General features: G+C 66.5%; 7 protein-coding genes. 6 read left to right on the forward strand and 1 reads right to left on the reverse strand.

The window, feature by feature from the left end; all coding sequences use genetic code 11:
- The 6 genes from CIC12_RS12620 to CIC12_RS12645 form a co-directional block, all read left to right on the forward strand.
- On the forward strand, window positions 1–145 hold a 145-nt coding region (locus tag CIC12_RS12620), incomplete at its 5' end, for a carboxyltransferase domain-containing protein (RefSeq protein ID WP_168664441.1).
- Window positions 142–1,194: a 5-oxoprolinase subunit C family protein gene (locus CIC12_RS12625; RefSeq protein ID WP_168664442.1), complete on the forward strand. Its 1,053-nt coding sequence runs from the start codon at window positions 142–144 to the stop codon at window positions 1,192–1,194. The genes CIC12_RS12620 and CIC12_RS12625, both read left to right, overlap by 4 nt.
- A gap of 19 nt (window positions 1,195–1,213) precedes the next feature.
- A complete protein-coding gene (pxpA, locus tag CIC12_RS12630; protein ID WP_168664443.1) occupies window positions 1,214–1,966 on the forward strand; it encodes a 5-oxoprolinase subunit PxpA in 753 nt (250 codons plus the stop codon).
- Between the two features lie 285 nt (window positions 1,967–2,251).
- Window positions 2,252–2,998, forward strand: coding sequence for a DUF969 domain-containing protein (locus CIC12_RS12635; RefSeq protein ID WP_168664444.1), 747 nt, complete (start codon window positions 2,252–2,254; stop codon window positions 2,996–2,998).
- The gene (locus tag CIC12_RS12640) at window positions 2,995–3,951 is read left to right on the forward strand and encodes a DUF979 domain-containing protein (protein WP_168664445.1); all 957 of its coding nucleotides are present in this window, start codon (window positions 2,995–2,997) and stop codon (window positions 3,949–3,951) included. The genes CIC12_RS12635 and CIC12_RS12640 overlap by 4 nt, the downstream gene beginning before the upstream one ends.
- Window positions 3,952–4,159: 208 nt before the next feature.
- Complete coding sequence (locus CIC12_RS12645) at window positions 4,160–5,953, forward strand: tetratricopeptide repeat protein (protein ID WP_168664446.1); 1,794 nt, start codon at window positions 4,160–4,162, stop codon at window positions 5,951–5,953.
- A gap of 12 nt (window positions 5,954–5,965) precedes the next feature.
- Here CIC12_RS12645 and CIC12_RS12650 read toward each other — a convergent pair.
- On the reverse strand, window positions 5,966–6,109 hold a 144-nt coding region (locus tag CIC12_RS12650), incomplete at its 5' end, for a TraB/GumN family protein (protein ID WP_168664447.1).

Raw genomic sequence — 6,109 nt, forward strand, 5'->3', positions numbered from 1 at the left:
CGGCATTTATCCGGCCGTCTCGCCCGGCGGCTGGCAGCTGATCGGCCGCACCGGGCTGCCGCTGTTCGACCCGGCGCGCCGCCCCCCCACCCTGTTGCAGCCGGGCGACCGTGTGCGTTTCACCGTCGCGGAGATACACGCATGATCGATGTGATTCGCGCAGGTCTGTTGACCACGATCCAGGACCTCGGCCGTCACGGCCAACGGCATCTGGGCGTCGCGATGGGGGGCGCGCTCGACCGGCTGTCGCTCGAAGTCGGCAACCGGCTGGTCGGCAACCGGCCCGACGCGGCCGGTCTGGAAATCACCTTCGGTCCGACCGTGCTGCGCTTTCTGCGCGCGACACGGGTCGCCATCACCGGTACCGAATTCGGCGCGACGCTCGACGGCAAGCCGGTCTATTCGTGGTGGAGCCTGCCCGTGCAAGCCGGCCAGGAGCTGGTGCTGAACGCGGCGAAACGCGGCATGCGCGGCTACGTCAGTGTGGCGGGCGGCATCGATGTGCTGCCCATGCTCGGCTCGCGCAGCACCGATCTCGCCGGTCATTTCGGCGGACTTGGCGGCCGCGCGCTGCGCGACGGCGACCGCCTGCCGGTCGGCGTGCCGCAGCAGCGGGGCCGGGTCGGCTTCACGCCCGAGGCGCCGGAGTTCGGTGTGAAGGCGCCCAGCTGGTGCAAGTTCGTGCTGGTTCACGAGCCGCTGCGGCGCGGCCGGCATCCGTCGGGCGTGCCGTGGGCGGTGCCGATCCGCGTGCTGCGCGGCCCGGAATACGACAGCTTCACCGAGGCCGCGCACGAATCGTTCTGGGCCGACGAATGGCTCGTCACCCCAAACAGCAACCGCATGGGTTATCGCCTCGCCGGCGCCGAACTGGAACGCACCCGCAAGACCGACCTGCTCTCGCACGCGGTGCTGCCTGGCACGATCCAGGTGCCGCCGAACGGCCAGCCGATCGTATTGATGAGCGACGCGCAAACCACCGGCGGCTATCCAAAGATCGGCGCGGTGATCCAGGCCGATCTGTGGAAGCTCGCGCAGGTCCGTCTGAACGCCGCGGTGCGCTTCATCCCGACCACGCTGTTCGAAGCGCGCCAGGCTTTGCTGGAAGAACATACGTACTTGCGGCAGATCGACGCCGCAATCGCGATGCATGAAGAACGCTGCGCGCGCCAGTCGGCGGTCGCGGCGCTGTAACACTCAGTAGGGGAACACCATGGAAATCGATTTGAACGCCGACCTCGGCGAAGGCTGCGGCTCCGACGAGGCGCTGCTCGACCTCGTCAGCTCGGCGAATATCGCCTGCGGCTGGCACGCGGGCGGCCCCAATGCGATGCGCGAATGCGTGCGCTGGGCGGTGCAGAAAGGCGTGTCGATCGGCGCGCATCCGAGCTTCAACGACCCGGAGAATTTCGGCCGCAAGGAAATGGATCTGCCGGCCGGCGAGATTTACGCGGGCGTGCTGTATCAACTCGGCGCGCTGTCGGCGATCGCCCAGGCGGAGGGCGGGCGCATCGCGCACGTCAAGCCGCACGGCGCGTTGTACAACCAGGCCGCGCGCGACGCGAAGATCGCCGACGCGATCGTTTCGGCGGTGCACGATTTCGATCCGTCGGTGGCCGTGTTCGCGCTCGCCAACAGCGGTCTCGTGACGGCGGCTCGCAACGCGGGTCTCGTCGCGATCGAAGAAGTGTTCGCCGACCGTGGCTATCGTGCCGATGGCTCGCTCGTGCCGCGCAAGGAACCGGGCGCGCTGCTCGACGATGAAAACGAAGTGCTCGAACGCACGCTCGCCATGATCCGCGAGCAGCGCGTGCGGGCCGTGGACGGCCAATGGGTGCCGCTGAACGCGCAGACCATTTGTCTGCACGGCGACGGGCCGCATGCGCTGGCGTTCGCGCGGCGCATTCGCGGCGCCCTGGAGGCTGCCGGCATCGACGTTCACGCGGCCAACGCCGCTCGCGCCTGAGCGGCGGCTGAGGCGACCAGCCAGACAGCGCAAACATTGCCAGCGACACCTCCGACGCCCCGCTCTCGAGCGGGGCGTTTGCCGGGTGGAGGATGGATTGCAATACCCGGCGGGCAAACCCCGAACACAGGTGCAGGTGCAGGTGCAGGTGCAGATGTGTACGCAGTTCGAAGCAACGCGGCCATCAAGAGCCGTGGCAACACCAAGACGGCGCATGGAACACCACGCGCCGGCCCACGTCAGCCGCTACCCGCGGTGAGGTTAAAACCCTGTCTGGAGATCCTGATGCAGTCAACTGTCAGTTTATGGCCGCTCATCGGCGTGGCCGTCATCATCGTCGGCTTTCTATTGCGGTTCAATCCGATGCTGATCGTCGCGGTCGCCGCGATCGTCACCGGTCTCGCCGCGCACTTCCCGCCTGAAAAAATCCTCGCGCAGATCGGTACCGGCTTCATCAAGACGCGCAACATCCCGTTGATCATTCTTTTGCCGCTCGCCGTGATCGGCCTGCTCGAACGCCATGGGCTGCGCGAGCGTGCCCAGGCGTGGATCGGCGGCATCAAGGCGGCCACCGCCGGGCGTCTGCTGATCGTCTATCTGCTTGTGCGCGAGCTGACCGCCGCGGTCGGACTGACCGGACTCGGCGGGCATCCGCAGATGGTGCGCCCGCTGATCGCGCCGATGGCCGAAGGCGCGGCCGAAACCCGCTTCGGCAAGATCAGCGACGCGGTCCGTTTCAAGTTGCGCGCGTTCGCCGCGGCCACCGACAACGTCGGCCTCTTCTTTGGCGAGGACATCTTCGTCGCGTTCGGCGCGATCGTGCTGATGACGACCTTCCTGAAGGAAGCGGGCATCGTCGTCGAGCCGATTCACGTCGCGCTGTGGGGCATCCCGACCGCGATCTGCGCGTTCATCGTGCACGGCTTCCGGCTGTATCTGCTCGATCGCCGGCTCGAACGCGAACTGCGCGGCAATGCCAGGGGCGGCAGCGCTGCCGTGTCGACGCCATCCCCAGCGGGAGACAAAGCATGACGTTTACCATCACCTATCTGTTCTGGCTGCTGGGCGTGGTGCTGCTGATCGTCGGCGGCATGATCGTCACCGACAGGACGCATCCGCGCCGTCTCACCGCAGGGGGCTTCTGGATTCTCTATGCGCTGATCTTCCTGATCGGCGACCGGTTGCCGCCGGCGGTGGTTGGCGTCGCGGTGATCGTGATGGCGCTGATCGCCGGTTTCGGCGGCGTCACCGCGGCCAGGCCGAAAACGCTGTCGCTCGACGCGCGCAAGGCAAGCGCCGCGCGTCTCGGTAACAAGCTATTCGTGCCCGCGCTGACGATCCCGGTCATCACCGTGATCATCACGCTGTCGGCGAGTCACCTGGTATTCGGCGGTATGCCGCTGATCGAGAAGGCCAACGTCACACTGATCGGCTTCGGCATCGGCTGCGTGATCGCGCTGGCGGTGGCCTGCGTGATGACGCGCGACACCGTCGGCCAGTCGATGAAGGAAGCGCGCCGGCTGGTCGATGCGCTGTCGTGGGCCGCGGTGCTGCCACAGATGCTCGGGATGCTCGGCCTCGTGTTCTCGGACGCGGGTGTGGGCAAGGCCGTCGCGCACGTGACCACGTCCTACATCAGCCTCGACTATCGCTTCGTCGCGGTGGCCGTGTACTGCATCGGCATGGCGCTCTTCACGATGGTGATGGGCAACGGCTTCGCCGCATTCCCGGTGATGACGGGTGGCGTCGGCGTGCCGATTCTGGTCGGCGTGTTTCACGGCAACCCGGCGGTGATGGTCGCGATCGGCATGTTCTCCGGCTACTGCGGCACGCTGATGACGCCGATGGCCGCGAACTTCAACATGGTCCCGGCCGCGCTGCTCGAACTGCCGGACAAGAACGCGGTAATCAAGGTGCAGATTCCCACCGCGCTCACCTTGCTGGTCGTCAACATCTTCCTGTTGAATTTCCTGATGTTCCTGTAGGGCGTTTGCCTTCAAGGCGCTCTATGCCGACGCATCACAGCGCGCAGCTGTGATGCGTCGCTCAAGCACTCGTTGCTGATCGTACGCAACCGAATTAAGAAGCGTCCGATCGTCGGAACAGGGAACGGCACTTAAGATCGCGGATGGCTTCCCATCCCACGCGCCGGTGCGTGCATTGCGCGCCGCTTGCGATCCTCTGCAGGTGTCCATGGAACATCCATCCCGCCGCGACGGCGGCTCCGCCGCCCACGTCACCGCGTTGATCGACGCCGCGCTCGCCGCGCACCAGGCAGGCCAGCTCGACGCCGCCGACGCACTCTACCGGCAAACCCTCACACTCGATCCCTCGCACGCGAAGGGGCTGCATTACTTCGGCGTGCTGCATCATCAGCGCGGCCAGCACGACACCGCCGCTCGCCTGATGAGCCGGGCGCTCAAGCTCGATCGCCGCGACGCCGCGTGCTGGAGCAATCGGGGTCTCGTGGCCGCCGCGCTCGGCCACCTCGACGAAGCCACGATCTGCTACGACCAGGCGCTGCAACTCCAGCCAGGTTTCGCCGACGCGCGCAACAACCTCGGTGTCGCGCTGCAAGCGCAAGGCGCGCTGAACGAAGCACTCGAACAATACCGGCTCGCGCTGGCATCGAACCCCGCGATGATCGACGCGCATCTGAACCTCGGCACGGTGCTGAGCAAGCTTGGCCGTTTCGACGAAGCGCTCGCGAGCTATCGCGATGTGCTTGCGCTCGACTCGAACATGGCCGAAGCGCATTTCAACGCGGGCAATGCGTATCACGCGCAAGGCCGTCACGACGCGGCCCTCGCCAGTTTCGAGCGGGCGCTCGCGTTGCGCCCGGATTACGTGGAGGCGCACGTCAATCTGGGCAGCCTGATTGGCCGGCTCGGCGACTATGCGGGCGCCGAAGCGCATTACCGGCGCGCGGTCGCGCTCAGGCCGAATCCGACCCACCTCGTGTGCCTCGGCGGTTCGCTGGCCGCGCAAGGCCCGCTGAAAGAAGACGGCGAAGAAGAGGGCTTGTATCGCCAGGCGCTCGCGCTCGATCCTCACTACGCGGATGCGCATCAGAATCTCGCGTGGCTGCTGCTCAAGCGCGGCGATTACAGGCAAGGCTGGGCGGAGTTCGCGCTGCGCTGGCGCAAGCGGGACTACGACGCGATCGCAGTGCCTGGCGTCGCCGAATGGCGTGGCGAGCCGCTCGACGGACGGCGTCTGCTGGTGGCCGGCGAACAGGGTTTCGGCGACCACTTCCAGTTCCTGCGCTTTGCGCGCGTGTTGCAGCAGCGCGGCGCGACGGTCGACCTCTGCGTGCGCGAGCCGTTACTGCCGTTGGTCGAACGGATACCGGGCGTGAATCGCGCGTTCAGCGGCAAGCCCGATGCCGAGTACGATTTTTGGGTGCCGATGATGAGCGTTCCGTCCTGCCTCGGCACCGGGATCGACACCGTTCCAGCCCAACTGCCCTACCTGTTCGCCGACAAGGCGAAGCTGAAGGCATGGCGCCAGCGGTTGGGCCCCGCCAATAAATTGAAACGCAAAGTCGGCCTCGTATGGGCCGGCAGCCCCACGTTCGGCAACGACCGCTACCGCTCGATGACGCTGGCGGAGCTGAGCGCGTTGAGCGGGTTGAAGAACATCGTGTGGTATCCGCTGCAGAAAGGCGCGGCACACGCGCAATTGGCCGACGCGCCGCCTGTCTTCCGCGCCCGCGATTTCACCGCCGATCTGACCAGCTTCGACGAGACCGCCGCGCTGATCATGCTGCTCGATCTGGTAATTGCTGTCGATACCGGCGTCGCGCATCTGGCGGCCGCGCTGGGCAAGCCGGTGTGGCTGCTACTACCCGCCAACGCCGACTGGCGGTGGCTGCAAGCGCGCAACGACACGCCGTGGTATCCAGGAATGAGGTTGTTCAGGCAAAAGACGATGGGAGACTGGGAGGCGGTAGTGGCGGAAGTCGCGCAGGCTCTGCAGCGGCAATAGACTACCCCGAAGTCACCCGGGCTCGACCACGAACCCGCGCTGCCGCAAAAGCTGCAACACGCCCTTGGGTCCGCCCAGATGCAGCGCGCCGATCGCAACGAACACCGGCTTGTTCGGCGCGGCGATCTGCAGCATCCGCGACACGAAGCGGCGGTT

The organism is Paraburkholderia sp. SG-MS1 (assembly GCF_012275575.1).
GTDB lineage: Bacteria > Pseudomonadota > Gammaproteobacteria > Burkholderiales > Burkholderiaceae > Paraburkholderia.

Bases quoted from the DNA above. Each gene is read 5' to 3' on its own strand.
- CIC12_RS12640 (WP_168664445.1), top strand. From the start codon at position 2,995: ATGACGTTTACCATCACCTATCTGTTCTGGCTGCTGGGCGTGGTGCTG.
- CIC12_RS12625 (WP_168664442.1), top strand. From the start codon at position 142: ATGATCGATGTGATTCGCGCAGGTCTGTTGACCACGATCCAGGACCTC.
- pxpA (WP_168664443.1), top strand. From the start codon at position 1,214: ATGGAAATCGATTTGAACGCCGACCTCGGCGAAGGCTGCGGCTCCGAC.
- CIC12_RS12635 (WP_168664444.1), top strand. From the start codon at position 2,252: ATGCAGTCAACTGTCAGTTTATGGCCGCTCATCGGCGTGGCCGTCATC.
- CIC12_RS12645 (WP_168664446.1), top strand. From the start codon at position 4,160: ATGGAACATCCATCCCGCCGCGACGGCGGCTCCGCCGCCCACGTCACC.